We start from the raw sequence: 25,748 nt of genomic DNA on the forward strand, positions 1-25,748 counted from the left end.
TTGCGCCACCGTCAACAGTCTCCATCACTATTTCTCACGCCCCAAAGGCTTACATATTTAAGGGTTTATATGAGTATCACTATCAAAACGCAGGAAGAGATCGAGAAAATGCGTGTCGCAGGCCGTCTGGCTGCAGAAGTTCTGGAAATGATCGAACCTTTCATTAAACCAGGCGTCACCACCGATGAGATCAATACGATTTGTCACGATTATATGGTCAATGAGCAGGACGTTATTCCCGCACCGCTTAACTACCATGGCTTTCCTAAATCAATCTGCACTTCGGTTAACTACGTTGTGTGTCACGGAATTCCTAACAATAAACCGTTGAAAAATGGCGATATTGTCAATCTCGATATCACCGTTATCAAAGACGGCTATCATGGCGATACCAGCAAAATGTTTTATGTTGGCAACGTAGCCCCGCACGCTCAACGACTGTGCGAAGTGACCCTTGAATGTCTTTACAAAGGTATGGCACTCGTCAAACCCGGCGCTCGTCTAGGCGATATCGGTCATGTTATCCAAAAACATGCCGAAGCCAATCATTACTCTGTGGTACGTGAATACTGCGGCCACGGCATCGGCATCGGCTTTCATGAAGACCCTCAGGTGGTTCACTACGGCACTCCCGGAACCGGCGTTGAACTACAGGAAGGTATGTGTTTTACCATTGAACCGATGATCAATGCGGGCAAACGCCACGTTAAAACATTGAAACGCGATGGCTGGACAGTCGAAACTCTCGACAAACGCCTTTCCGCTCAATGGGAACATACATTACTGGTAACCGCCGACGGCTTTGAAGCGCTAACCAAACGTAAAGACGAAACATTCTAAACTCATCGCTGACGGGGATATCCATGTCGCACACCGCTTTTGCCGCTGATGAAACACTCTTTTCAGCCAGTGACTTTTCAGCCGCTTTGGCGGAGTCAAACTCACCTATACCGGTTTTTAAAAACACCTTAAAAGCCGCACAAGAAACCATGGATACCCGTTTTCGGGCGGGTGAAGATATCCGTAAACTGATCTATGGTCGAGCCTGGCTCGTGGATCAACTGCTACTGCAAGCTTGGCAATTGTTTGACTGGCCTGAGCAGAAAAACTACTGCCTAATGGCCGTTGGCGGCTATGGTCGAGGCGAGCTTCACCCTAAGTCAGACGTTGATATTTTGATACTACTAGACGACATCACCGATGCCGAAGTACAGGACAGCATCAGTGGATTCCTCACCCTGCTTTGGGATATCAACCTTGATGTCGGTTCGAGTGTGCGCACCCTTGACGAATGCTACGATGAAGCGCAAAACGATATCACTATTGCCACTAATTTGATCGAATCCCGCCCCCTCGTGGGCAATGCCGATCTACACGTCCAGATGTATCTACGCGTAACATCCGAGGGCGCTTGGACCGATAAAGAGTTTTTCTTGGCGAAGGTGAACGAGCAAAACAGCCGGCACGACAAAACCAATGACACCGAATATAACCTAGAGCCCAATCTGAAAAACTCTCCCGGAGGGTTACGGGATATGCAGACCATTGGCTGGGTTGCAAAACGTCACTTTGGTGCCACCTATATTCGTGATTTAGTGGATCACGGATTTTTGACTGAACTCGAACTAGATACACTCAACAAGGGCGAACTCTACCTTTGGACGGTGCGCTATGCGCTGCATATGCTCTGTCATCGCCGAGAAGACCGCTTACTGTTTGACCACCAGCGCAGTCTGGCTGAACTGTTTGGCTACACCGATCAAAACGGTGCTTTAGCCGTTGAACAGTTCATGAATAAGTATTATTTGGTCGCCAAAGCAATGTCTGAATTCAACGGCATGTTGCTGCAGTATTTTGATGAAGTCATTCTGCGGCACGAAGAAGAACAGGTGATCGAACCACTCAACAACCGCTTTAACCTACACAACGGTTTTATCCGCGTTGCTTATGAAAGCGTCTTTGAGCATCACCCCTTTGCGATGTTAGAGATGTTTGTCCTGCTAGCCCAAAACCCCGAGATTAAAGGCGTTCGCGCCTCGACCATTCGGTTAATCAGAAACAATCGTCACCGAATTGATGACGAGTTCCGTAACGACATTCGCAATACATCGTTATTTATGGAACTGCTGAGACAAGATAAAGGCGTTTCTACCGAACTAAAACGCATGAATCGCTTTGGTATCCTCGGTCTCTATCTGCCGGAGTTTGGCAAAATTATTGGCCAGATGCAGCACGATCTATTCCACATCTACACCGTTGATGCGCACACCCTGAAAGTCATCCAGAAGATTCGTAAATTTCGCCATCAGGATCAGCGCGAGAAATTCCCCATCGCCTATCGAATTATCAATCAGCTGCCCAAGCTAGAACTGATCTATATCGCTGGCCTCTATCACGATATTGCCAAAGGGCGTGGCGGCGACCATTCCGAGTTAGGCGCTGAAGATGCTATCGCTTTTTGTCTGCGTCATCACTTAGGCAAATGGGACACACACCTAGTGCAATGGCTGGTACGCAACCACCTGTTGATGTCCATGACGGCTCAACGTAAAGATATATCGGACCCCGATGTTATTCTCCACTTCGCTAAGCAAGTTAGGGATATTGTCCATCTAGATTATCTTTACATTCTCACCGTCGCCGATATAAACGCCACCAACCATAGCCTCTGGAATAGCTGGCGAGCCACATTAATGCGCCAACTTTACACCGAGACCAAACGCGCCCTGCGGCGCGGTTTAGAAAATCCGGTGAACAAAGACGACCGTGTCGAACAGATTCAAAATGAATCACTGGCCATTTTGCAGCGCAAGGGTTACGAAGAAGATGACGTGCTGGAATTCTGGAAATTACTGGGGGATGACTACTTCCTACGGGAACAACCCCAACATATCGCTTGGCAAACTCAAGGGGTGCTCGAACACGGCGATTCTGACCAACCGCTGGTGATGATCCGTAAAACCTCCTATCGAGCATTCGAAGGGGCTACCGAGATCTTTATCTACATGCCGGATCTACCTAGTCTATTTGCGGCCGCAGCATCCGCGCTTGATCAACTCAAGCTAAACATCCAAGATGCGCGCATCATGGTGGCGGATAACAATCAGGCACTGAACACCTACACCGTGCTGACAGAAGACAATGAACCGCTGCCTGATGACGATGCCTTCTTAGAGCAGATTCGCCATCATCTCGTGGAAGAGCTCGATGACCCCGATGATTATCCAGATATCATTCAACGTCGTATTCCGCGTCAGATGAAGCTGTTCGCCTACCCAACACAGGTCAACATGAGCACCGACCCTGCCACGCAACTGACGACGCTAGAGATCATTTCACCCGACCGCCCGGGCCTACTGGCACGTTTAGGGGGGATTTTTGTTGATTTTGATATTTCAGTCCGTAAAGCAAAGATTGCCAGCATTGGCGAGCGGGTAGAGGATTTCTTCTTTATCTCCGACAATCATGGCCACCCTATCAGTGATCCGGATATCTGCATCAAACTGCAGCAAGCGATCTGCCAACAACTCGACGAATACAGCTAGCCTAACCAGCCATTCCAAACCCACTAGCGAATAGATAATAGGGAACACCCATGGATAAACAAACTCAGACTGAACTTGAAGCTGCCGCCTTCCGCCGCTTGGTTCAACATCTTGATGAACGTAAAGACGTGCAAAATATCGACCTCATGATCTTGGCCGGATTTTGCCGTAACTGTTTATCAAAGTGGTACAAAGCCGCTGCAGATGAGCAAGGTGTAGAGCTTAGCTACGAAGCCGCCTGTGAACAGGTCTACGGCATGCCTTATAGCGAGTGGAAAACTAACTACCAACAAAATGCCACCCCAGAGCAACTAGCAGCGTACCAAGCGACTCAGAAGCCCGCATAAAGGGTTTTACTGCCAACACCTACTTACCCATCCAAGCTTAAAATAGCCATAAAAAAACGCAGGCGTTTCATCCGCCTGCGTTACTGATAAAACACCATCATCGCTGTCGCGTTAATTACTGGCATCCCAGGCCTGCTGTAACTGATTCAGGTCAACCTCAAGAATCGTGGCATAAACATCGGCCTGTACCGGATAGCTTTTCACCACCCGTGCCCCACGAATAATGCCAGCGACCGCCCCCTGAAATGAATTATCCTGCAGTATCAAATCTCTTACCGACGTAGTACCCGCTATATATTGCCCATGCACCAATGCAGTCAACTCTCGATAGGCATCCAGCTTAGATGCTTTCATCGCCTGCAACACTTTATGCTGCTGACTCTGGCCCGACTGCAAACTAATGGGAGCGTACCCAGTCACCTGAACCCAATTAGGCTCGACCGCCGAGTCATCCACCCGAGGTGGTAGGTCAGGTAGCGCTGAAACAATATCTTTCGTTGATTCAACAAAGGTTTCGCAACCACTTAGCGAGACTGCCAACACCAACGCAAAACAGATCTGCGATAATCGCTTAATATAGCCAGTCAATATCATTGATCACTCTCCGAGATGCGCCGCCGAGTACCGTTCTCAATAATCATCCCTTCATCCATCGCTTTAATCGGGTTATATCCAGGCAGTGCACCTTCCAGTCTCGCGGTGGGGATATTCGTTTGCGAGGAGGCTAAAATCTGTCGCGTCGTGCTATCCAAGACTCGGGCATTAATAATAATGCCGTCCTGATGCTGGCTGTAGGTGCCGGTGAGCACAAAGTGGATGCGGAAACGGTTACGAATGCTCGACAAATTAGCCGTCGATAACGGATCTTTTACGGTAGTATTCAGGCTCACGGCACGAAAATCGACCAAATTATAACCATGCTGCTGCAGCTGAAAGATGAAGTTTTCACTAAGCCGCTCACCCGTAGGCGTACCCGAGGCTTTACTACCGAGCTCAACAAACGGCAAAATAGCGATCGGCAACCGTTTAACCCGGCTCTCCTGCAAGCCCACGTCCAACTGAACGGCCATTTTCGCAACCGCCTCACTTAACGGGTCGACGCCTGAAGGCTGATCATCGATCACGCTAACCTCATATTGAATCAACGCCTGCTGCGCCTCAAGATTTGCCGCATCTGCTTCACGCATCTGCACCAACGCTTCAGGGTCAACATGCTGTACAGTCACAGGAATCGGTTGATTCAGCGCACAGCCTGCCAACAGGATAGGACAAAGCAGTAAAGAATATCTCATCAACACCCGACACTCAGAATTAAATAGGATTTTAAACTAACATAAATCAGGCACTTAAACAGTCCCCGCTGTATTGCAACGGACCAATAATTTGCATACCTTAGTGTATTATCGGTCAGCCACAAAGTATGTTTAATCCTATGATACGTATCGCCGCCGTTTTATTGCTTAGCCTTCTTAGCCTATCCCTTCATGCTGTCACCATGGAAGCCGAAGGTAGCGCCCTAATATTCAATCAGGATATTGATTCAGCCCGCCAAACCGCCATCAAAAATGCCACCCAGCAAGCCTCGTTGCAGGCCAGCGCAATTGTCAGTAGCACTCAACGTATGAATCAAGGCGTACTGAGTATCGATAATATGCAGGTCAGCACCCTTGGCATGCTCAGTAATATCGAAGTACTGGACGAAAAAATACAGGGGCGGATGCTTTGGGTTAAAGTCCGCGCCGATGTCGATTTTGAAAAAGGCTGCCCTGCTGGGATTTCCGGACACGGCTATCAAAAATCGGTTGCGGTAACCGCTTTCCCCCTACTTTATCCACAGCAAGCGAACCTCGGTGATCTCAGCAATATTCAAACAGAGTTGAGTCACATTCTCAGCAATCAGATCAATCAAACCAGTAATCTCAAAGCGCTCAACGCTGGCATGCTCAATGTTCAAGAAAGCGCCGCAACGGCCCCGACTCGTCAACTTAGTGCCGGCGCATTAACCACCGTATTGGGCTACACACGGCAATTGGATGTGCAATATATCGTCTCCGGTGTTATCCGAGATATGACCATGTATGACTTATCCGTCACCGATCCAAAACGTAATTTCCTAGTAGACCTGTACAACAAAATGGATTATCGCAGCAAACGTCACCTGCGCAGCTTAGCCTTAGATCTGTATATTCATGACGGTTTTTCTGGGGCACTCCTCTTTAGTAAACAATACGCTATTGCCGGACGCTGGAACCTTGAACCCGAAGCCCGACCTCGGTTTGCCAGCGCTGAATTCTGGCAGCAGGACTACGGCCAGCAAACTCGAACCCTGATCAACCAGATAGCTAGTGACCTGAATGACGAACTACGCTGCATGCCTTTCTCTGCCCGTATCACTAAAAGCGAAGACAACTTACTCTGGTTTAATGCCGGCGCGCTAGCGGGTATAAAAGTGGGCGATAAACTCACGGTGTATCGCAAATCAAACTTTTTCACCGATAATATGCGCAGCCATGTACAGCTAACCAATACCCGAAAGACCATGACCGTCACTGAAGTACAGCCCATGTTTGCCATCGGCCGACTAGCCGAAGACGGTACTATCGACAATATCCAGCCAGACGATGTGGTTATCGCTTGGTAGCGAATAAAACGCCAAGCCGTCTCGCGGCTACTTAGTTACACAAAATGACACCTTTATTTTAAATCAGCCAAACCGGCTGAAAACAACACCGAGATACCGATACAAACCGGCTGAGACACTATTTAAACACTACAACGACGGTCATATGTGACTATCCAATCACCAAAAACGTTAGCCTTTTCAGTATGCTATTTTAGGTTGAGTTGCCCGTCAGACATTAAATTAACGAGCAAACAGATTTTACCCGCTTGTTAACCAACCAATTAAATAGGCATAATCATTTATTTACTGAGAGATCGTTATGATCAATCAATTACAGGAAAAGTATCAACTGTCGTTATTGTTGCTACTCGCGTCGGTTGCTTCACTGGGAATTTTTCCGTTTGTGGTGATGCGTTATCTTGCGGGCAACATCACTGCAGCCATCATGGATATGATGCTGATACTGGGGATCTCTGCGTTAGTCGTTCATGCGTACTACTTCAAAAAGATCCGCATTGTCAGTGCGATAATAGCCTTCTTTATTAATGCAGGCCTTCTAATTGTCGTTATCGCCAATGGCTTAGATAGTTTTTTGTGGGTTTACCCCGTTTTTGCAAGTACCTTTATTCTTGTGAAGCCCATCGAAGCCCTTGCCATCAACATTGTTGCCAGTATTCTTTTAATCGCCCTGTCTGATATTTTTAACTCCGTTTCTCTGACCTCCTACGTTGTCACAATCACTATGCTATCAATGAGCACCTTTGTTTATGCTAGCCACAGCGCTAAACAGTTTCACTTACTGGAAGCACTTAATACTATCGATCCACTCACTGGTGCACTGAACCGACGAGCGATGAGTTTAGACATAAAAGCGGCCTTAGCTAGTTCAGAGCGTAACGGTATAGAACAATTATTAGCCATCCTCGACTTGGATTATTTCAAAGCCGTCAATGATAAGTATGGTCATGCTGCTGGAGACCAGGTACTAAAAGATTTTGTTACCATTACCACTGCCCATATTCGAAAGTATGATCGTCTTTATCGATTCGGCGGAGAAGAGTTTGTACTCTTAATTCCCGTGACCAAAGAGCAACAACAGCCTTTCATTGCTAATCTTAGAGCAACGATTAAACAAGAATTAAAAACGCCGGATGGTGAAGAAATAACGGTCTCATTAGGCGTTGCGCCCTGGGTAGCAGGTACAACGGTAGAGACTTGGCTTCAACGCGCAGATGATGCACTATATCTAGCCAAGTCAAAAGGTCGCGACCGTGCTGTTTTCAATGACGAATAATGAATATTCATACCAAGCTATCGATACAATCACTTCTGCCCTATTCGATTAGTCACAAGTACGGGCCAATTCGCAAGTGATGCCGAGAACCTTCTCGACATGAGTATCTGATACTGATATTTCCTATCGATGAAGTTCTCCAGCCCTCTCAGGCTGATAAGTGATCTCTCTTATTTTGACTTTCAAAGAGCCACCACCGGGTTTTGGCCATTCAATTTCATCACCCTGAGACAAGCCTAACAAAGCACTACCCACTGGCGCTAAAATAGATATCGTTGTACCACTTGAGTCGACACTTTTGGGGTAAACCAGTGTGAGTTCAAACTCTTCTTGAGTCGACTCTATAATGAATTTCACCGTGGAATTCATCGTCACAATGGTCGGAGGCATTGATTCCGGCTCTACCACATTCGCTCGCGCCAGTTCTGCTTCCAACTCAGCAGCCCCGGCAAAACTACCTTTAGGCAAAGATTCAATGAGGTCATATAATCTATCTGCATCTAGTGACGAGATAGTAATTTCCGGTCTTGTATTCATGTCTTTTCTCAATACATTATCGATAACGTTATATTACAAACAATTAATCTTTCACCTCTCGCTAAACGGAAGTGTGCAAGATCATTTCAAGGTGAATCAGAATATGAGATTTAAGAAGGTGGCGCCTAAATTCCAGCCGTAACAACGGACTCATCAAGGAGTTGTCTCTTTGATAGATAATTATTATTTGAAAACAACCCGATGCTTCTTTTGCTCGAAACGCACGCCAATACTTCGCTTTACAAAAACGACATTAACCTTAAAAGTTAACGCTTTTTTATACTCTGATATTAGTCTCTTCTAAGCGTTATACAAGCCTCAAAAACCACCGATATAAACAGTTAATGATGAAACATAAAAAACCGCCCGAGTGGCGGTTTTTATCAAAATTTTTGACCCAGCTAACGACTCTAATAACTAACGATAGACAAACTTCTCTGTCACGTCTAACAAGCCGCGAATTCAACTCCCAAGTGCCGCTCTCTTATTGACTACCGCGAATACTCACTTCAACTCGACGGTTCATAGCACGTCCACCAACAGTATCATTGCTAGCGACTGGATAACGTTCACCGTAACCCCGGGATTGCAATCGTAACGCAGGCACACCCCCATTCGATAAATACTGAGCGACACTCGCTGCACGCCGTTCCGAGAGCGTCTGGTTAGTTTCAAATGAACCCGTGCTATCGGTAAAACCATCCACACTGACTACCGTTTTATCAAACTTGAGCAGCACCTTAATAACCGAGTTCAATGTGGGATAGAAGCCCTGATCAATATTGTAAGCCCCCGTTGGGAAGGTCACGTTACCAGGCATAATCAAACGAATCGAATCGCCTACTCGCTCCACTCGTACGCCGGTGCCTTCTAGTTCCTGACGCAGCAACATCTCTTGCTGGTCCATGTAGTAGCCAATTCCGCCACCGACAGCACCGCCCAACAAGGCGCCCGCAATGGTGCCCTCAGTCCTTTTGCCATCGCCAGCCACTGCATTACCCAATACAGCACCAGCAACAGCTCCCAAACCGGCACCCGTGGTGGCATTACTGGTTTTAGATTGCTGAGTGTAGGGATCCAACGTCTGACATCCCGCGAGTGCCATAACACCCGCTAACATTATAACTTTCTTCATTATTTCCCCTTTGGGTACCCGTAAAACAGATCAGCCGGTTTCAGATATGCCCGAGTGCTGATAAGATTCATCATCACAACCATTTAAACAGTCTTCTGATTCTAAACGTGTTCAGTCGGCTTTTTAGTCGATCTTAGTCGCCATCTTGCCAACTAAGTTCCGCTTTAGCCAATATCGTGACTTAATTATCGTTTTTTAACCTGAATATCACCTGAGTGATACATTTTTACCGATATAGATCTGGTTTCAGGTTACAACAACTTATAGAATCGGTGTTAACACATAAGCAAGACCCCTGTATTGCGGTCGTATCACCTAGTCCCGAGGATTATCACTTGTCTCAACTACCAGTCATTGTGGGGTTCGGCGGCATCAGCCCAGCCGGACGAAGTTCCTTTCACCATGGCTATCGCCGCCTGTTGCTCGACAAGCTAAATGATACAGACCGCAACGAAACGCTACTCGATCTAGCAACTTTAATGGGCTTAGCGAGCTATAAAGACAACAGTTATATCGATCAACAGGGCAATCCAACCTCGGTTAATGCCCTGTTAGACATTATTAGACCGCAGGTTTGTAACAGCACCCTTATTCGTCGTATCGAAAAAGAGTGTTTCGATGTTCACAAAGTGACCTTCAACAAACCCGCCACACTCAACACCGATGGCGCGATAAGCTTTACCCTACGCGCCCGTCAAATGCCGAAACATATTCCAGCTAACTGGCAGGTCAAAGCCCTCTCTGCGAGCCAAATGGAAGTAACCGTTCAGGGAGATCTCGATGTTATCTTCCCTGACTATAAAGAAGCGCTCGTCCAGTCAGCAGGACAGCTACCCAACGGCTTTCAACCGGGCAAACTGTATCAGTCACGGAACCATCCACGTAATATTCAAATGACGATTTTCGGTGCCTCCGATGCATTGCAATCGGTTGGGATTCCATGGGATAAGATTGCCGCCAGCGTACGCCCCGATCAAATCGGTGTTTATGCCAGCAACTCAATTGGCCAACTGGATGATTTAGGCTTTGGCGGCCTCACCAAATACCCATCAATAGGCAAACGAACCACCTCGAAGCAGATGCCTCTGGGTTATGCTCAGATGCCTGCGGACTTTATTAATGCCTATATTCTAGGCAGTGTCGGCGTCACCGGCGGTTCATTAGGTGCCTGCGCTACTTTCCTTTATAACTTGCGTAACGCCGTTAATGATATTCGCGCTGGCCGTCGTAAAGTGGTGTTAGTCGGCGGCAGTGATGCACCCGTGATCCAAGAAGTCATTGAAGGCTTTCGTTCAATGGGCGCCCTCGCGGAAGATAAAGATCTTCTAGCGCTGGATAACTTGAGCGAACTCGGCCCTGATGACTATCGTAAAGCCTGTCGCCCCTTTGGTAACAACTGCGGTTTCACCATTGCAGAATCATCTCAGTTTACCCTGTTGATGAGCGATGATCTGGCTCTTGAACTCGGTGCAGATATCTATGGCGCAGTACCTGAAGTCTTTGCCAACGCCGATGGCCATAAAAAATCGATCTCCGCCCCCGGTATTGGCAACTATATTACCCTAGGAAAATCAGCGGCACTGGTTGGCCGCATGCTCGGTGAAGAGTCATTGCAACAGCGTAGCTTTGTACAAGCCCACGGCACCAGCACACCACAAAACAGGGTAACCGAATCCCACGTTATTAATGAAACAGCAAAAGCCTTTGGCATCAATAACTGGACCGTCGCCGCACTGAAATGCTATATCGGTCACTCCCAAGGCACTGCGGGAGGTGATCAATTAAACCTATCACTCGGTAGCTGGAAATACGGCTATATCCCAGGCATCGTAACGACCCCCGAGTTTGCTACCGACATCCACGCCAGTAATCTGCACCTGAGCAACCAACATATCGAAGTTGGTCCACAAGGCATGGACTCAGTGATTCTTAACTCTAAAGGGTTTGGCGGTAATAACGCCAGTGCGGTGGTCTTAGCGCCTCACATTACCCAACAGATGCTGCTGAAACGTCATGGACAAGAGGCGATCAATCGCTATCAGGATAAACTCCAAGTGACCCGTGAAGCGGCGTCACAGTATGATCAAGACAGCATCAAAGGGCTAACCCGGCCGATCTATCTTTATGATAACAATGTACTGACTGGGCAGGATCTTGAGATCAACAATAATGAGATCAAACTGCCGGGTTATACCCAAGCGATCAGTCTGGATATCGACAATCCGTTTAAAGATATGAGCTAAACAGATCAGAAGACATATGTTCAGGGCTATCAGTGTACCCACTATAACCCTGACCTAAGTCGATCTTTAGAGACTAAACGGACCGATCTCTGCTTTACACTAGAAATCGACACGATTTGGCAAGTCTTTGAGTATACCAACGCCTTTATAACGACAAAATTTTCGTCGACTGAGCGGATGTTGCTTCGATAATCTTTTGCAGCGGTTGTTGCCTAATCTGGGCAACCGTTTCGGCGATTATCGCTACTCGCTCAGGATAATTCACCTGTCCCTGATACCCAGACAAAGGCATATCAGGACTATCAGTCTCCAGCACAAAGCTTTCCAATGGCAACGTCGCCACCAGACGTCGCAATTTTGTCGCACGCTCATAAGTCACAGCGCCACCAATACCCAGCTTAAAGCCCAATTTAAGATACTCTCCCGCCTGCTGTTCACTGCCGGAAAACGCATGCACCAAACCCGCTCGCGTTAGCTTTAACTGCCGCAACTGTTTTAATACCTGATCATGGGCTTTCCGTACATGAAGTAATACCGGCTTATCAAATTGCTTCGCGAGTATTAACTGAGGCCGCAAAACCGCTAATTGCGCATCAAGATCGGCATCTGGGATAAACAGATCTAAGCCAATTTCTCCTACCGCAACAATCTCACTATGCCGTTTTAACAAATCTTCGAGAGTCTTCAGGGCATCCCGATGATCACCCTGCAGAAAGCAGGGATGCAACCCGAGAGCAGGGTAAAGACCCGAATGCTCAGCACAGAGATTAAGCACCCCTGCCCAGTTATCGACAGCCACACCCGGCACGACAAAACGATCCACCCCCGCATGACGGGCGCGTAGCAGTACCGCCGAAATATCCGCAGATAGTTCAGGAAAATCGAGGTGACAATGGGAATCGATGAGAGTCATAACAGAAAGTATACGGCAGATGATGAGGATAACGTACCGTCAATGACACTCACCGCAAAAATAGCAACGCGCCCGGAAGGCGCGCTTTGTTCTAGTGTTCTCGGGTTGCCCGGAACTGAAGATCAGGCCAACGCTCCTCAGTCAAACTGAGGTTAACCCGAGTCGGTGCTAAGTAAGTCAACAAACCACCACCATCGAGCGCTAAGTTATCGCCACCTTTGCGACGGAACTCTTCTAGTTTACGTTCATCATCACATTCAACCCAGCGAGCCGTAGAGATGGTAACTGGTTCGTACATACACTCAACCTTGTACTCATCTTTCAAACGGTAAACCACCACTTCAAACTGCAACTGACCGACAGCACCCAAAATCAGATCATTTTTATTGATCGGCTGGAATAGCTGTACTGCGCCCTCTTCCGACAACTGCTGCAAACCCTTCTGCAATTGCTTCATTTTAAGTGGATCTTTCGGCCGTACCCGACGAAACATCTCTGGAGCAAAGTGAGGAATACCGGTGAATTTAAGGTCTTCCCCTTCAGTAAAGGTATCCCCTATTTGAATCGTACCGTGGTTATGCAGGCCGATAATATCACCCGACCACGCTTCCTCGACATTCGAGCGATCGCCCGCTAAAAAGGTCACCGCATCGGCGATTTTGACATCTTTCTTGATACGCACATGGCGCATCTTCATACCGCGAGTATAGCTACCCGAACACACCCGCATAAAGGCAATACGGTCACGGTGCTTGGGATCCATATTGGCTTGAATCTTAAACACAAAGCCGGAAAACGCCTCTTCATCCGGTGCCACGGGGCGGGTAAGCGTTTCCCGCGCAATGGGCGATGGGGCGAGTTCAACAAAGCCATCTAGCATTTCCCGCACACCAAAGTTTGAGAGGGCCGTACCAAAATAAACAGGCGTTTGACGACCCGCCAGATACTCGTCCTGATCATACTCATGGCTCGCACCACGCACCAGATCGACCTCGTCAACAAAATCTTCATACAACGCGCCCAACAAGGTTTTGGCTTCATTAGTTGCCAATCCCTTAACCTGGATATCGTCGGGAATAATGCTGCCTTGGCCAGGGGTAAAGACATGAATGGTATCGGTGTAAAGGTTATACACACCACGAAAATCTTTACCCATGCTGATCGGCCAAGTAATTGGCGCCGCCGCGATCTTCAATACCTCTTCAATCTCATCCAGCAGATCAATCGGATCGCGAATATCTCGGTCCATTTTGTTCACAAAGGACAGAATCGGCGTATCTCGCAGACGACACACTTCCATCAGTTTGATGGTGCGATCCTCGACACCTTTTGCGCCATCCACTACCATCAACGCGGAATCGACCGCCGTCAATGTACGATAAGTATCTTCCGAAAAGTCTTCGTGCCCCGGGGTATCCAGCAGGTTAACGATGCGACCATTATGGGGAAACTGCATAACCGATGAGGTCACCGAAATGCCCCGCTCCTGCTCCATACTCATCCAATCGGAGGTCGCGTGACGATCTGATTTCTTACCTTTAACGGTACCGGCTTTCTGAATCAGGTTCCCGAATAACAATAATTTTTCGGTAATCGTCGTTTTACCCGCATCCGGGTGAGAGATGATAGCAAAGGTCCTTCGGTTATTGATTTTATTGAAAATATCTTGGTTTGCCATGTATTAATTCTTTTAGTTTGTACACGGATTTGTACACACTTTTGGAAGTACTCTCTTTTCAGCGCTTCGCTTGTAGAATCCGTCGTGTTAATCGTAATTGGCCGCTATTTTCCCTGATCTTGACTTTATAAACAATCAATGGTTATTTAATTAGTTACCATTTACTCTTAGCCTGCGCCAATTATCAGTAGTGGCTGCTGACAATCGTTGCTTTTTCCGTTCATGAACAACTGTAGCTAAACCACAAACTCCTTCACTAACAAAAGTCGATAATAGCCTGTTTAACAACGCCTATAATTGAACAGTTGTCGTTGATCGGTATTGCTGGATATTGTGGATTGAGAGGTTTCAAATATTTTTGCTCTCCATCCAAGACTAATTGCTTAAAGGTTGCTTCTTTAGAGTCTTCAAGTCGCGCAACAACCAATGAACCAGATGAGTAAGGAGCATCAGGATCTACAACTATAACAGCACCTTCTGGTATTGATTTTTTACCACTTGGATTTTCCATACTGTCGCCTTTTACACGCAATGTGAAACAACCTTCATGTGCTTTCCCAGTGACTTCACGCCACTCCTCTGCATCTTCAAAAGCAAATCCCTCCGCTATTTCAGTCCAATTCCCAGCCTGAACCCAGTTAATAAGAGGTATACACCCTTTGATATCAGGCCCTAATTCAACATTACCGCCTCCTAATCCAATCTCACCATTACCTGTGGCGAGCCAATGGGCATTTACGCGAAGCGCCTCCGCAATTTGCATGGTGTAACGAGATCTAGTCGATTTACCAGAGCAAATCTGACTGATTGATTGCTGTCTTATACTAATGCGACGAGCCAGCTCAGATTGAGTAACCCCTGTAAGCTGCAATGCATGGTTTAGTCGTTCGGATAAAGTTTTCATAAGGCAGCATTCTACAAATATAACTGTCACTCATCAACAGTTTATACTGTTGACTAAATAACAGTTTTAACTGTAACATTTAATCTTGTAACAGCTAGCCTTGTAATAGGAGACAGTATGGAAGTGTTCAACACGACACAAAAGCATCTCCGCCGCGCCATTGATTTAGTTGGCGGACAATCAGCATTAGCGAGAGCCATCAACTCAAAACAGCAAAACGTATGGTTTTGGTTGAATAAATCAGGAAGGGTTCCCGCTGAATTCGTTCTACCCATTGAACAAGCTACGCAGGGACAGGTAACCCGCTCTGAGTTAAGGCCTGACATCTATCCCGAGCGACCTAGCGAGATTAATACCAGTAATCAGTAAGAATAAAGTCAAGTAATGGTCAGCCTTTTACTTCTACACAAAAGCGAGCTATTCCATGCGTGATTATGGCAAGGTCTATACCCGCTTTTGGCTAAAGCAAAATGTTTTGTCTTGGAGTGACTCAGCGAAGTTGCTAGGACTGTATTTGCTTACATGCCCACATTGTAATTTGCTTGGCTGCTTTCGACTGCCGATTGGTTACGTTGCTTCTGACTTGAACTGGGATGAGCAACAAGTTGCCAAGGCTTTAAGTGAGTTAGAACAAGATCAGTTCCTCATTCGTTGCGAGGACTCTGGCTGGACTTTGATTCGGAGCTTTCTGAAGCACAACCCAATCGAAAACCCAAACCAAGGTAAAGCAGCCTTTCGGTTGCTTAAAGATGTACCTGCCGACTTCGTTGGTATGGCACCGCTTTTGAAATCTCTTGCCGCTTTTCAAGCTCGGCTTCCAGAAGAATTTTCATCATTGTTTATGCCTGATGGCAGCCCGGTAAGGGGATCTCAACGGTCGGATGACTCTGAGAGAAGCAATAAGCCAACAGTTAAAACTGTTGGCCAGATACAGTTTGAAGACTTCTGGGATGTACAAATACGCAAAGAAAAAAAAGCGAAAGCCAAAGAAGAATGGCTGCGCATGGGCCTCAATGAAGATCATGAACTCGCCTTGGAAGTCCTAACACGCTGGAAAGAGCAACGAGACAACCGATTGCAGTATCAAGATCGGACTAAGACTCCTATGCCACATAACTGGCTTTTAAACCGGCAATGGGAAGACGAGTACGTTCGCATTGATGAAGTACAGCAAACACCGACGAGCCTAAAGAATAGCAATCACCAATTGAATATTGAAGAAAGCAATCGTCGCATTGCTGAAAGCTGGGCCGGACCAGGTATTCGGGAGGTTCGTTCAAGTGCAGGAGGTTGATAAACGCGAGTTTGCTGATGTTTGGGGAGCCGCTTGGGCCATGTATGGCAAAAGCGTATCACCGCAATTGCTATCCATCGCATTTGAAGCCCTTCGTGCTTACAGCATTGAAGAGGTACGAATCGGTCTGACTCGGCATATTCAATCCCCGGATACTGGGCAATTTTTTCCAAAGCCCGCTGACGTGATCAAGCATATCGACGGCAACTCTGGCTCAAGAGCCATGGTTGCTTGGAACAAAGTTGACAAGGCTGTTCGTCAGGTTGGCGCTTGGACATCCGTGATGTTTGACGATGCGCTTATTCACCGCGTTATTTCAGACATGGGGGGATGGGTTGAACTCTGCAAGGTTGACGACAGGGAATACCCCTTTAAACAAAAAGAATTTTTAACACGCTACTTGGCTTACTTACTGCGTGACGAAGCGGTTGAATACCCAAGGCTCTTACAGGGACTTGCAGACCATCAGAACCAGCAAAAAGGATTTGATATGCAAGCTCCTATTGCCGTGGGTGACTTGTCAAAAGCGGCACAAGTTTACACAAGAGGCATAACCGACTTCAGCCCAGTGCCTTTAAAAAGAATAAGCCCGAAAGCCATTCAAGCGCTTCTCGGAAATCAATTAGAGGAGAAAAATGAAAACGATTAAAGCAAAAACCATTGCCCTAGTAATAGCCATATCCGCAAGCACTTCAGTCTATGCGTTTCCGGGCTATCAGTGGGAAAAAACGGCACAAACAGTTGGTCTTGATCCAGTCATGCTCTACGCCGTTGCCTTGGCTGAATCGGCCTCACATCGAGGTCTCAACATGACCAGCCCATGGCCATACGCAATTCGCAATGGTTCAAATGCAACCTACGCCAAATCTCAGACAGAAGCGGAGCAACTGTTAAACCAGGCACTTCAAGAGAGTGAAAAATACCAGCTCGATATTGGCCTTATGCAAATCAATTTGCATTGGCACGGACATCGGGTGAGCTCAGCGGCGGAACTGCTAGACCCCATCACCAACCTTACCGTCGGCTCCAGTATTTTGGCCGAGGCAATCAAGTCTTCACCAAACGATTTAGAGCTTGGCATAGGCCGCTATCACAGTTGGAACGAGGAGCGTGCACGCTGGTATGGGCAAAGAGTGCTTTCTATTTATCGCAATATTTTACATGAACTGGAGGTCCGTCAATGACAACCAATCAACAAGACTTCTATCAATTAAATTTAGCGTACCTACACGCAGCACGGGAATTGGCGCGCATTGATCCGCAAGAGGCTGTCTTGCGCTTTGGACTTACACGCGATGTGGTTGATGCTCTGATTAATGCTGGTGTTGACGACCTGCAACGAGTGGCGACCTCATCATTCATGCTGTTTCAACCAAGGGGTAATCAAAGCCAACTGATTGAGATGGTTAAGAGCAAAGGCACAGGTATCCCAAGAATCGCTTACCTATTATCAGCCCTAAACAACAAGGGGGATGCATGATTGATAACCTGTCCAAAAGTGAGCTGTTTAGCCGAGCCTCGCTACTTATTAAATACGGATTTCGAACAACCATTATCGCGCTCGATACTGGTTTGCCAATCCACATTATCAGAAGGCTTCACAAAGAAGTGACTGACAAGTCACCTTGTCCTGGTCAATTACCTGAGTCTGATGCCATCGTTAAAAGCAGAAGAGCCTTAGTTGAAGGCTCCCTGCTGATGGCGCTTTATGTCAATATTGGTGGAGACAATGTCTACAAGCAATTAAATATTGATGCTTTGATGAAGGCTTACGATGCGTACTTGGTTGCAAGAGAAGAAGCAGATCTTCCAGCTGAGATCCCCTGGAAAAAACTGACCATCAATGAAGGTTGGGTTCTAGCTCGTGATTTAAGATCACAGCTTGCATCCTTACATCGGTGTCGATGCGGCAGTCTGTATTTGACGGTATCTCAACAGCGCATTCAGCTTAAATGTCCTGTGTGCGAGATTATGGCCGAGCAAACCACTAGAGCACTTTTTGAGAACTAACATGCTGATACATGATTTGATTGTGCGCCGCCCGTGCACTTTGAGAGTACTAAAAGATGACAAACTTACTTAAATCTTTACCAGCACGCTGCTGGGTTATATCACTGGTTTTTTTTCTGGCGACTTTGGCTGCGGCTCATTTTTTTTCTTCAGAAATATTAACAGCATCTGCCAAGTTAGCGGCTTTGCCATTTCTGATTTGCACCATCGTTTTTTTCAGCTACTTGGGATTCAAAGCGACCTGTAACCCCATCGGACTTATAGCCATCATCACTATGTTTTTAGCAATCGCATATTGGCAAGCGAGTTGGACAATTGTTGGTTTGGGACTCTTTTTCTTAGCTATTTGTACTGGAATTAGATTCTTGAGCAGCCAAGTTAAAGATTCGGGTAGAACTTTGAGCATTGAAGAAAAATGGTATTGGTATAAGCTCCATTCGTTTTTTGATGGCTTTTATCCAAGGTATCCCAAAAGGCAAAAAAAATAGCCAGCCCATCACAAGCTGGCTACCTTCTGTTTTTAGCTCCTTCCTGATGCTTGGTTATAGGCCCTAATATCGATCAAGTTGTTCTGAGCATAATCTCCCGCAAGGGATGCATTTGAGATCACTGCAATCTGCTTATCCACAAATGCTTTATCTTCTTCGGACACACTGTCGTGGATGTGAGCGCCACTCTCATCCTTTTGACGATACTCATTTAGCATTTGTTCCCTTAGGCCAAGCATTTCAAGCGACCAACTCGATGAGTCTTCAGAGTTGAATACGCGCCCCGCCAAACCTTCATTGAAAGCTTGAGCGAACACTTGACTTTGAATCGGGGTCAATCCCATTCTCTGCCCTTCGCTGTATGCTTCCTGTTTAAAATCATCGGCATACTGTTCTAAGAACTCACCATATCGATTGTTAACTGCTGCACCAAACGCCCCCGCCAACATGGCTTCAGACTTAGTGCCCCAGTTTACTTCGGAAGCATACTGCGAACTCGATCCACTGTATGCATCATTAAACCACGTCAATGGGTTTTCCAAAGAGGTTCCTGCATCAACGGCGGCCTTTAACCCATCCCATGTTGATTTGCTGGCCACCGTTGCATTGTGCAAGAAACCTCGTGAGCCTGGATCTTCAAGTGCTTGCTCCTTGTAACTCTCATAGTCTTCGCCAAAATGATTCAAGGTATGCAGTGCTGCATCAGTATGCTTACCACTGAAATCACCAATTGCACTGGCGCTGTTGAAAAACATTTCAGCACCAGATACTCCGCTATCATCAGCCATAATGCGAGATCGCCACTGAGAGCCAGCTTCACTGTTTAGTCCAGATTGATAGGTACTTGTGTCAGAAGCTACAGCCTGCTGGGCTTGTTGCTGATGCGCATTTAACTGTCCATCTACACCAGACAGATTGGCTTGGTAAGCTGATTGAGCAGAGTTGAACTGCGTTTGTACTGTTGCAGCATCCTCATAGCCGCCCAATACACCCGATTCAACTTGGCTTTGAATACCACCAAAAGTAGGTGCCGTTGATGACAAGCCTTCATTAGAGCGCGGTTGTATTGAGCGTAAATCGACTCCGGTAGCCATGGCCATAACAGTCATTGCTGCTTGATAATCATTGTCTCGTTCAGCGGGCGTAGACGAGTTGCTATAGGTTAAAGACTCCATAGCTGCGGCCACATACGCCTGATTATCATCAGGTAGCAAGCGCTGATACATTGGAAGGTTTTCACGTAATCGGTTACCTGCTTCAACATGCTGGTTCATATAGCGACCTAAATAATTCATGACTTCAGGATTATCCGCTGCTAATCGAGTTAACGTCGCACCATCCGTGTTCCTTTGTCCTGATAGACTGTAGCTGGCCTGATCAAGCTCACTAAAGCGGTTTGATGCCGTGATAACGTCTTGTGCTGAACTCTGAAGTGACTGATAGTCTTGATTAGACAACGACATCTCAACGCCAGAGCGTCTTGAATCTGAAAGGTCCTTAACCATCGCATCGCGAAACTCAGCACGTCGTGAATCACTCGATGCCAAGCTTTGCATCTCCCCAGTGAGCGTATTTGCGGTCGTAGACCGAGAACTGCCTTCTGACGACTCAACTTGGCCACTAAAGTTACCACCTAGATCCAACCCAGCTCGTACCCTTGATAGTTTTGGTACACGAGATGAATCTGGCTTATCAACTCCAGGCAAATTACCCTGTGGAGAATCATTGCCGCCCGTTCCAAGAAGCCTCCCAAGAAAACCCTTATCGGCAACTTCTTTCTCACCGGGATTAGTAATGGTTCCATCGCCACCAACCCTTAGGCCTCCCGATAACACGCCCGATACCAAGCCACGTACAGCATCTTTTTTATCGTCTCCGAAACCATACCGTGTTTGCAGATCATCAGTAACCTGATTAACAACGGCGCTAGATGCGGAATTAGAAGAACCAATCTGACGTCCAACTAAAGAAAGGTTGTCGTAACTTAGCTTTTCACCAAAGGTTCGACTCATGGTATTGCCAACCTGACGGCTAAAGGCTTGAGTTGCCTGAGTCATGGATTCTTTTGCAGAGCCGACCATTGAACCCACTGCGTTTCCGACAGAGAAACTGCTTAGTAGGTTTGACGCGCCGGTCATAGCAGAACCCGTAAGGGCAGAATTTTGGAACATTGACTGTGATTGCATTACCGGGGCATTTTTCGCGACATCTGGACTTGCCAGCTTTTCATCAATGGCATCGCCGTTTTGAAGACGTCCAGCCAAGTGGGTTGCGGTTATTGCTGAGCCATACACGAGCATGAGCGAAATCGCCGGAACACTCGACGCCAACATGCCGCCAGTAGCTATCCAGGTTTGCAGCACTGAATCCATCTGCATCATCCCGGCAAAAGATGGCACTTCTGTACCTGCAAAAGCATCAAGTGCCGACATTTTCCCTGCAACGGTTAAATGAATATACAGGTTAATGATGGCCATGACAGGCATCCAAAGTTGAATCCAAAGCAGGATTAACAAGTACTTCCCGGCCATTCGCATCCCAATTTGGCCAAGGGCAATCACAAAGGCCATCAATGGGGTGATGGCGTAAATGAAACCCTCAAAAAACGTCATCATCGGACGAACAATACTTTGGAACAGAGTCTGCTCCGCCGCCCATTGGGTATTGCGCTGCTCTATCGCCTGGTTAACCATGACGGCTGCAGTGAAAGCTTGATCATCCATATACTTGCCCGTCACGCTTTGCTCATAAATAGGCAAAAGCAACGACGCGGTCATGTACTCTTGGGTGTTAACCGAAGCCAAACCAAGGTTATTCAATGCATTTCGGATCACGTCATCAGTGTCAGTGGCTGACGAAGTCCCCAATGAGGCTGACAGAACCTGTTTAAGCCTTGGAATGAAGGTTGATTCTGTCATGAGTTTCAGTTGGCTATAGGCTTCGGTGCAGTCCAGATCGCTACTGCTACCACTGAGCATGATTCGAGTGCCATAAATGCGCGAATCAAACCTAATCGCTGTCATCGGGTTAGGATCACTCAGCACCTGATCGAGGTTCTTTTGGCCGATGTCGATACCAATCAAGGTGCACTCTTTGATGTAGTTAAACCACGATTGCTCGATATCCGAGCCGCCGACACGATTTGCATCACCCAACCCAGAGCGATCCATCACCTGTTTTCTCACTTTAATCAGTGACTGTAAACTGGATGCAAAGCCGTATTCCGTCATGGCGGGAGTTGAGAAGGCGGTTTCAAACAATCGCGTGATTTGAAAGCCAACAGTAGAAATCGTACTACCTGCGGCAGCAACACCGATGGGCACATTATCAACCACTCGAACTTGCCCCGTGTACGCATCCTCAATGCTCACTCGGGTACTGGGTCCAAACATGGTTGCAAAGACTAGCCATGAGACTAAAACGTGTTGAAAGTTAATCCCACGACCACCTTGCATCAAGGCCTGAACAGAGACTATCAATACCCCAATGAGCAAGCCAATACGAACCATTGAAGTAAAGTCGCCTGTACCAGTGATCATCGCGACAGCGTTCAAGACCTGCTCTAAAAAAGCCGAATCCCCGATGGAATAGATTTCCCACATTGTCTATTCCCCCAGCGCTGTAGATTTAACTGTGTAATAACGCTGTTTGCGAATGGTCTGAATCACTTGGTTAAAATGCGCCAGCAATTCTTGCTCTGAGCCGTATCTTCGCTGCAACGCAGCGTACTCCTCATTGATTTGGCGACGTGCACGTTCAAGGTCTTCAGTTAACAACTTCGCATAGGCATGATCTTCCACACCGGAGGTACTTCTAGCTGCATTGAGCATGTCTTCAACCAATGCTCGGGCCATCTCAACAGCAATAAATGGCGCAGCTCTTGAAGCAAACGACCTAGCGGCCCCTTCATTTAATGCAGAAAGTGTTCGAATCATGCCGCCAATGCTCGCAGGAGCCGAGGTCATAAAAGCCTTTTCGGTGGTGCTAGCTGCCCCAGTATTTCGAGCAAACTTAAAAATAATGCCGTTACTAGAACCTGTACCAAGAAGTAAATTTTCGACCTGAGTTGATAACCCGGTTAGGGTCACGTTAGTGATTGTCGGATTTAGACAGCCGTCTTGTGTCACTGTGTCACATCGGTACATAGCGACGTTACCGCCATGAATTAGATGCTCAATAGTCACTTTATTGCCATTCAGTCTGGTCAGTTTTGGGGCTTTACCTTGGCCATCAGCCGCATTCGCTAAATCACCAACGATGATCGAGCCAGTCACTGACATAACCGCTTCAAGAAAACGTTCATCCCCCGATGCAAACCAGCTTGATGCCGAATGACGTTTCAGTGCTCGCCAGACCAAATTGCCTTTAATCGTTTTGTTCACATCAGATGCCGCGACACTTGAAGCATTCTCGTAAGGGTTCTTACCGTTGGATTCACTCCAACTGGTAAAAACGTCTCCAGCCCCTTTAAGTGAGCTCAACATGCTGGCTTCTGTTTGCCCCTTTTTACCAAAAGCAGCCAGGGTATCGTTCACGACTCCCTGAGCCATTTGACAGGAATTGCCGAAATACTCGTTCAACTGCTGGATTTTCTTTTGTAGTGTCTCCATGTGCTGGGAGCATTTCTCACACATAGCACTGAGCGCCAATTGGAATGCATACCCCTTGGCGTTTGCAGCAACAGAGCGAAGTAATTGAACAAACTGATCCGCGTTAACAAATGACAAACTTCCAGCGAACATATCAATGCCGCCACAACCGGCTTGGAATGACGGTGGCACCATAGAGACGAGGTTCTCATTCATGATCCTGTTACGAACAACAACACTTCCTCCAGATATAACGCCACGTCGTTGACTCTCGAATACACCAGGCGCAGTGCTGTTGGTCATTGAACCAAACAACTGGTTCATCTCCTGTTGCAAACTTGCTTGGCTCATAGACGAAAAACCAATCGCACAGGCGATTAGCGATACTTGAAATACTTTTTTCATCGTTACAACCCTCCTTGTGCACGCAGATAGCGAACAAGGAACTCAGGGTCCTGTAATATCTTTTCGTTAAGCTCTTGGGCTGACATCGCGAGTGACACGCCCGGTTGAACAGGTCTGGTGGCATAGTAAGTTTGATCGTCAATCCAACCGGCTTGATGGGCTGCAAGAATGATTCGATTATTGAGCTCATCAAGGCTCATTGCGCCCTGGCCAATCGGAGTGATGACATTAGGCGGGTCTACTAAGAAGACCGCTGGAACAGTCGTAACGGACAACGATTGTGCTTGTCCTGAATCGACCTTGTAATTGGGAAACTCTCCACCGGGTAAAGGCAAGCCATCGACAGCAATAGCAAACACCTCGAAACCGTAGTTCAAGGCCATGGATTCGATGATAGGCGCTTGAGCATGGCAATAAGGGCAATCTGAACGATAGAAAAAGAACAAGCCAGCCCGTTTTGCTACCTCACCTAAAGCAACATCCCGTTGAGCGCCAGCTTCTCGATCCATCCGATTGGCAGCGTAGGTCGCCAAGGGCCTGCGACTGATTTCATCCAAAACAGGATCGCCCATGACCACCTGCTGACTAACATCTGCAAACCGTGACCCCTTATCCATCATGACGCGCTGAAGGTAAAGATAGGCTCTGACATTCTCATTCGTCGGCTCATCAATTGCCTTGTCCATGAACGACTGCATGTGCTCACGAAACCAAGCAGCACTGAAAGGCTTTAGCCCGCTCTGACTGGACTCAACGGAACCAGACTCCGGCTTTATAAGCTCTTCAGGCTGTTCAGGCTGTTCAGGCTCAGGAATGACCTGATACCAAAACCAGCCTTCCTGACCACGCTGATAGAATGGACCATCACTGGCAAGGGCGGGCAAGATGAATAGAAAGAAAATAATGATTGGGATGGCCACCCATAGGATGAACCAAGGTAACAAAGGGGTTCTCATTGTCAGCTCCAGAAAATCTCATAGAGCTAACATGCTAAAGATCCCGGTAAGTGTGATTGGCCAGATAGATGAAGGAATTGTGTGTGTTGCTAAGCACCTTTCCGGTTGACTCGACTTTTTGGGGAAATATGGGAAACTAGCCTGAAAATCACAGAGGGTCCATTTTCTGCACCTTCTAGCTAGCTGGGTATAATGGTCTACTCAATATTTTGGCATATCGATGCCGGTTAGGTGAAGAGGAGTTCATCTCATTACTTACGCTCTTTCAGCAGCAGTAGCTGCTTGGCTAAAGTACAAAAAAATCTTCATTTAATTTTTTCCCCCACAGCCTTTCAACAGTGACAATCGTCTTTGGCTGATTTGATGTCACAACAAAAACCAGATCACCTACCCAGTAGTAGTCGACATAATTATAGTTATTACTAATAATGCGCTTTACCGTATATTCGTCTTTAAACTTGATTTTTTTCGCCTTCGAGAAAGCTCGAATAACGGCAACTCTGCCACGGTCAAAATCATCGATGTCAGCTTTAGTTCGTTCAATATAGCGATTAACCGCATGTCGGCTTACTTCAACACCTAACATCATACCTTTGGTATAAGAACGCATCTTATTGGCAGATTGTAGGCAACGTGAACAGATAAAGCCCATCACTTCACCATCAGGTAGACCTCTCTGGGTCACAGGGTAGAAATCGAGCTTAAATCCCGGAATACCGGGCCAACGTTTGAAGTTACTGGTTACCGGTTTTTCGAAACCGCATATCTTGCAATGACAAGGCATTTG

Annotated in this window: 24 protein-coding genes; 13 read left to right on the top strand and 11 right to left on the bottom strand. The window is 47.0% G+C overall.

Annotation, left to right across the window (positions count from 1 at the left end):
- From map to KO512_RS05535, 3 genes are read left to right on the top strand one after another with little or no spacing between them, the layout of a single operon-like run.
- A complete protein-coding gene (map, locus tag KO512_RS05525; RefSeq protein ID WP_289847213.1) occupies positions 1-840 on the top strand; it encodes a type I methionyl aminopeptidase in 840 nt (279 codons plus the stop codon).
- A 23-nt stretch (positions 841-863) separates the two neighbouring features.
- Positions 864-3,545 (top strand): [protein-PII] uridylyltransferase, encoded by a 2,682-nt coding sequence (locus KO512_RS05530; protein ID WP_215951333.1) that lies wholly within the window; start codon positions 864-866, stop codon positions 3,543-3,545.
- A gap of 50 nt (positions 3,546-3,595) precedes the next feature.
- Positions 3,596-3,892, top strand: coding sequence for a DUF1244 domain-containing protein (locus tag KO512_RS05535; RefSeq protein ID WP_215951334.1), 297 nt, complete (start codon positions 3,596-3,598; stop codon positions 3,890-3,892).
- 111 nt (positions 3,893-4,003) lie between these two features.
- Here KO512_RS05535 and KO512_RS05540 read toward each other — a convergent pair whose 3' ends face one another.
- Entirely contained in the window at positions 4,004-4,486 is a 483-nt protein-coding gene (locus KO512_RS05540; protein WP_215951335.1) for an LPP20 family lipoprotein, read from the bottom strand.
- Positions 4,483-5,184 carry a FlgO family outer membrane protein gene (locus KO512_RS05545; protein ID WP_215951336.1) on the bottom strand — a complete coding sequence of 234 codons (702 nt, stop codon included), beginning with the start codon at positions 5,182-5,184 and terminating at the stop codon, positions 4,483-4,485. Before KO512_RS05545 ends, KO512_RS05540 begins: the two co-directional genes overlap by 4 nt.
- A 128-nt stretch (positions 5,185-5,312) precedes the next feature.
- Here KO512_RS05545 and KO512_RS05550 point away from each other — a divergent pair, with 128 nt between their 5' ends.
- Together KO512_RS05550 and KO512_RS05555 are read left to right on the top strand one after the other, a co-directional pair.
- Complete coding sequence (locus KO512_RS05550; protein WP_215951337.1) at positions 5,313-6,533, top strand: flagella assembly protein FlgT; 1,221 nt, start codon at positions 5,313-5,315, stop codon at positions 6,531-6,533.
- Positions 6,534-6,834: 301 nt separating this feature from the next.
- Positions 6,835-7,809, top strand: coding sequence for a GGDEF domain-containing protein (locus KO512_RS05555; protein ID WP_215951338.1), 975 nt, complete (start codon positions 6,835-6,837; stop codon positions 7,807-7,809).
- 123 nt (positions 7,810-7,932) lie between these two features.
- Here the strand turns inward: KO512_RS05555 and rnk are convergent, their stop codons facing one another.
- Together rnk and KO512_RS05565 are read right to left on the bottom strand one after the other, a co-directional pair.
- Positions 7,933-8,346: a nucleoside diphosphate kinase regulator gene (gene rnk / locus KO512_RS05560; protein ID WP_215951339.1), complete on the bottom strand. Its 414-nt coding sequence runs from the start codon at positions 8,344-8,346 to the stop codon at positions 7,933-7,935.
- Between the two features lie 484 nt (positions 8,347-8,830).
- Complete coding sequence (locus KO512_RS05565; RefSeq protein ID WP_215951340.1) at positions 8,831-9,481, bottom strand: OmpA family protein; 651 nt, start codon at positions 9,479-9,481, stop codon at positions 8,831-8,833.
- 335 nt (positions 9,482-9,816) lie between these two features.
- Between KO512_RS05565 and KO512_RS05570 the strand changes: the two genes are divergently transcribed.
- The gene (locus tag KO512_RS05570; protein ID WP_215951341.1) at positions 9,817-11,724 is read left to right on the top strand and encodes a beta-ketoacyl synthase; all 1,908 of its coding nucleotides are present in this window, start codon (positions 9,817-9,819) and stop codon (positions 11,722-11,724) included.
- Between the two features lie 145 nt (positions 11,725-11,869).
- On the opposite strand, the gene KO512_RS05575 is transcribed toward KO512_RS05570, so the two are convergent.
- The 3 genes from KO512_RS05575 to KO512_RS05585 form a co-directional block, all read right to left on the bottom strand.
- Positions 11,870-12,637 carry a TatD family hydrolase gene (locus KO512_RS05575; protein WP_215951342.1) on the bottom strand — a complete coding sequence of 256 codons (768 nt, stop codon included), beginning with the start codon at positions 12,635-12,637 and terminating at the stop codon, positions 11,870-11,872.
- A gap of 91 nt (positions 12,638-12,728) precedes the next feature.
- Positions 12,729-14,315 carry a peptide chain release factor 3 gene (locus KO512_RS05580; RefSeq protein ID WP_215951343.1) on the bottom strand — a complete coding sequence of 529 codons (1,587 nt, stop codon included), beginning with the start codon at positions 14,313-14,315 and terminating at the stop codon, positions 12,729-12,731.
- Positions 14,316-14,571: 256 nt separating this feature from the next.
- Entirely contained in the window at positions 14,572-15,219 is a 648-nt protein-coding gene (locus tag KO512_RS05585; protein WP_215951344.1) for a LexA family protein, read from the bottom strand.
- 117 nt (positions 15,220-15,336) lie between these two features.
- Between KO512_RS05585 and KO512_RS05590 the strand changes: the two genes are divergently transcribed.
- The 7 genes from KO512_RS05590 to eexS are packed head-to-tail and all read left to right on the top strand — an operon-like array spanning position 15,337 to position 19,011.
- The gene (locus KO512_RS05590) at positions 15,337-15,588 is read left to right on the top strand and encodes a helix-turn-helix domain-containing protein (protein ID WP_215951345.1); all 252 of its coding nucleotides are present in this window, start codon (positions 15,337-15,339) and stop codon (positions 15,586-15,588) included.
- Between the two features lie 55 nt (positions 15,589-15,643).
- The gene (locus KO512_RS05595; protein ID WP_215951346.1) at positions 15,644-16,513 is read left to right on the top strand and encodes a hypothetical protein; all 870 of its coding nucleotides are present in this window, start codon (positions 15,644-15,646) and stop codon (positions 16,511-16,513) included.
- Positions 16,500-17,162, top strand: coding sequence for a DUF6475 domain-containing protein (locus tag KO512_RS05600; RefSeq protein WP_303493215.1), 663 nt, complete (start codon positions 16,500-16,502; stop codon positions 17,160-17,162). Before KO512_RS05595 ends, KO512_RS05600 begins: the two co-directional genes overlap by 14 nt.
- Positions 17,149-17,697: a lytic transglycosylase domain-containing protein gene (locus KO512_RS05605; protein WP_215951347.1), complete on the top strand. Its 549-nt coding sequence runs from the start codon at positions 17,149-17,151 to the stop codon at positions 17,695-17,697. The genes KO512_RS05600 and KO512_RS05605 overlap by 14 nt, the downstream gene beginning before the upstream one ends.
- Entirely contained in the window at positions 17,694-17,993 is a 300-nt protein-coding gene (locus tag KO512_RS05610; RefSeq protein WP_215951348.1) for a flagellar transcriptional regulator FlhD, read from the top strand. The genes KO512_RS05605 and KO512_RS05610 overlap by 4 nt, the downstream gene beginning before the upstream one ends.
- Positions 17,990-18,523: a FlhC family transcriptional regulator gene (locus KO512_RS05615; RefSeq protein WP_215951349.1), complete on the top strand. Its 534-nt coding sequence runs from the start codon at positions 17,990-17,992 to the stop codon at positions 18,521-18,523. Before KO512_RS05610 ends, KO512_RS05615 begins: the two co-directional genes overlap by 4 nt.
- Before the next feature lie 56 nt (positions 18,524-18,579).
- The gene (gene eexS, locus KO512_RS05620) at positions 18,580-19,011 is read left to right on the top strand and encodes an entry exclusion protein EexS (RefSeq protein ID WP_215951350.1); all 432 of its coding nucleotides are present in this window, start codon (positions 18,580-18,582) and stop codon (positions 19,009-19,011) included.
- 32 nt (positions 19,012-19,043) lie between these two features.
- Here the strand turns inward: eexS and KO512_RS05625 are convergent, their stop codons facing one another.
- The 4 genes from KO512_RS05625 to KO512_RS05640 all read right to left on the bottom strand — a co-directional run bounded on the left by KO512_RS05625 (position 19,044) and on the right by KO512_RS05640 (position 25,745).
- Positions 19,044-22,613: a conjugal transfer protein TraG N-terminal domain-containing protein gene (locus KO512_RS05625; RefSeq protein WP_215951351.1), complete on the bottom strand. Its 3,570-nt coding sequence runs from the start codon at positions 22,611-22,613 to the stop codon at positions 19,044-19,046.
- Positions 22,614-22,616: 3 nt separating this feature from the next.
- Positions 22,617-24,005 carry a conjugal transfer protein TraH gene (locus KO512_RS05630; protein ID WP_215951352.1) on the bottom strand — a complete coding sequence of 463 codons (1,389 nt, stop codon included), beginning with the start codon at positions 24,003-24,005 and terminating at the stop codon, positions 22,617-22,619.
- Between the two features lie 2 nt (positions 24,006-24,007).
- The gene (locus KO512_RS05635; protein ID WP_215951353.1) at positions 24,008-24,961 is read right to left on the bottom strand and encodes a thioredoxin family protein; all 954 of its coding nucleotides are present in this window, start codon (positions 24,959-24,961) and stop codon (positions 24,008-24,010) included.
- 286 nt (positions 24,962-25,247) lie between these two features.
- Positions 25,248-25,745 (bottom strand): hypothetical protein, encoded by a 498-nt coding sequence (locus tag KO512_RS05640; protein WP_215951354.1) that lies wholly within the window; start codon positions 25,743-25,745, stop codon positions 25,248-25,250.
- Positions 25,746-25,748: the final 3 nt, after the last annotated feature.

It is taken from the genome of Amphritea atlantica (genome assembly GCF_018860855.1).
GTDB classification, from domain to species: Bacteria; Pseudomonadota; Gammaproteobacteria; order Pseudomonadales; family Balneatricaceae; genus Amphritea; species Amphritea atlantica_A.

Coding starts and splice junctions, on each gene's coding strand:
- KO512_RS05530 (WP_215951333.1), top strand. CDS start 864: ATGTCGCACACCGCTTTTGCCGCTGATGAAACACTCTTTTCAGCCAGT.
- KO512_RS05535 (WP_215951334.1), top strand. CDS start 3,596: ATGGATAAACAAACTCAGACTGAACTTGAAGCTGCCGCCTTCCGCCGC.
- KO512_RS05540 (WP_215951335.1), bottom strand. CDS start 4,486: ATGATATTGACTGGCTATATTAAGCGATTATCGCAGATCTGTTTTGCG.
- KO512_RS05545 (WP_215951336.1), bottom strand. CDS start 5,184: ATGAGATATTCTTTACTGCTTTGTCCTATCCTGTTGGCAGGCTGTGCG.
- KO512_RS05550 (WP_215951337.1), top strand. CDS start 5,313: ATGTTTAATCCTATGATACGTATCGCCGCCGTTTTATTGCTTAGCCTT.
- KO512_RS05555 (WP_215951338.1), top strand. CDS start 6,835: ATGATCAATCAATTACAGGAAAAGTATCAACTGTCGTTATTGTTGCTA.
- rnk (WP_215951339.1), bottom strand. CDS start 8,346: ATGAATACAAGACCGGAAATTACTATCTCGTCACTAGATGCAGATAGA.
- KO512_RS05565 (WP_215951340.1), bottom strand. CDS start 9,481: ATGAAGAAAGTTATAATGTTAGCGGGTGTTATGGCACTCGCGGGATGT.
- KO512_RS05575 (WP_215951342.1), bottom strand. CDS start 12,637: ATGACTCTCATCGATTCCCATTGTCACCTCGATTTTCCTGAACTATCT.
- KO512_RS05580 (WP_215951343.1), bottom strand. CDS start 14,315: ATGGCAAACCAAGATATTTTCAATAAAATCAATAACCGAAGGACCTTT.
- KO512_RS05585 (WP_215951344.1), bottom strand. CDS start 15,219: ATGAAAACTTTATCCGAACGACTAAACCATGCATTGCAGCTTACAGGG.
- KO512_RS05590 (WP_215951345.1), top strand. CDS start 15,337: ATGGAAGTGTTCAACACGACACAAAAGCATCTCCGCCGCGCCATTGAT.
- KO512_RS05595 (WP_215951346.1), top strand. CDS start 15,644: ATGCGTGATTATGGCAAGGTCTATACCCGCTTTTGGCTAAAGCAAAAT.
- KO512_RS05605 (WP_215951347.1), top strand. CDS start 17,149: ATGAAAACGATTAAAGCAAAAACCATTGCCCTAGTAATAGCCATATCC.
- KO512_RS05610 (WP_215951348.1), top strand. CDS start 17,694: ATGACAACCAATCAACAAGACTTCTATCAATTAAATTTAGCGTACCTA.
- KO512_RS05615 (WP_215951349.1), top strand. CDS start 17,990: ATGATTGATAACCTGTCCAAAAGTGAGCTGTTTAGCCGAGCCTCGCTA.
- eexS (WP_215951350.1), top strand. CDS start 18,580: ATGACAAACTTACTTAAATCTTTACCAGCACGCTGCTGGGTTATATCA.
- KO512_RS05625 (WP_215951351.1), bottom strand. CDS start 22,613: ATGTGGGAAATCTATTCCATCGGGGATTCGGCTTTTTTAGAGCAGGTC.
- KO512_RS05630 (WP_215951352.1), bottom strand. CDS start 24,005: ATGAAAAAAGTATTTCAAGTATCGCTAATCGCCTGTGCGATTGGTTTT.
- KO512_RS05635 (WP_215951353.1), bottom strand. CDS start 24,961: ATGAGAACCCCTTTGTTACCTTGGTTCATCCTATGGGTGGCCATCCCA.
- KO512_RS05640 (WP_215951354.1), bottom strand. CDS start 25,745: ATGCCTTGTCATTGCAAGATATGCGGTTTCGAAAAACCGGTAACCAGT.